Raw genomic sequence first — 799 nt, 5'->3', positions numbered from 1 at the left:
TTTGGAGACGTAAAAGCAGGTGCTCTAGGTGGCTTTATAGAAAAGGAAGACAACCTCTCTCATGAAGGGAATTGCTGGGTTGCTGGTGATGCCATGGTTTATAGAAATGCTCATGTTTGTGATAATGCTTTGGTTTATGATAAAGCAGAAGTTACTGGTTATGCTAAAATTTACGAAAATGCCTGTGTTTATGGCAATGCAAGTGTACGTGTAGAAGCTGAGGTTTATGGATATGCTCAGGTCTATGGTAGCGCCTTAATTTATGGTGAGATTTTTGGACGTGCTAAAGTTTATGGTAATGCTCGGATCTATGAAGAGGTCTATGGAAAATTTTTAGAAAAAACTCGAATTTATGGCAACGTCGAAGTTTATGGTAAAGCGCGTGTATTAGGTAGTACTAAAGTTTATTGTAATGCTAAGATTTGTGAAGATGCTTTAATTTTTCAGAAGGCTATAGTTTGTGATAATGCTTATATTTGTGGCGCTGCTATGGTTCATGGAGAAGCAAAAATTTATGGCAATGCTATGGTGAGTGGAGAAGCAAAAATTTATGAAAATGGCCGTGTTTATGGAAGTGCCCATGTTTCTGTTGATGCCAAGGTCTATGGTAATGCTAAGGTTAGTGGTGATGCTAAGGTCTATGGTAATACTGAGGTTTGTGGTGATAGCGAAATTGATAGCAGCATTTATAAAAAAACTATTGCCACTGATGTCACGGAAAGACTTGTTTTTATAGCAGTGTAAATAAAATAACAGGCGCGGGGGGCGCCTGCTTTTAAACAGCAAAAAAGCCGTGTCA

Annotated in this window: 1 protein-coding gene; it reads left to right on the top strand. The window is 38.4% G+C overall.

The genetic code is table 11. The annotated features are described in order from the left end of the window. Window positions 1–744: hypothetical protein (locus MCQ_RS07585; protein ID WP_006924584.1), on the top strand; the 744-nt coding region annotated here is incomplete at its 5' end. Window positions 745–799: the final 55 nt, after the last annotated feature.

Origin of the sequence: Candidatus Bartonella washoeensis Sb944nv (assembly GCF_000278135.1) — a bacterium.
In the GTDB taxonomy this organism is placed as follows: Bacteria; Pseudomonadota; Alphaproteobacteria; order Rhizobiales; family Rhizobiaceae; genus Bartonella; species Bartonella washoeensis.
The sequence above is the reverse complement of the archived record's forward strand: the minus strand, read 5'-3'. Positions and strand labels throughout refer to the sequence as shown.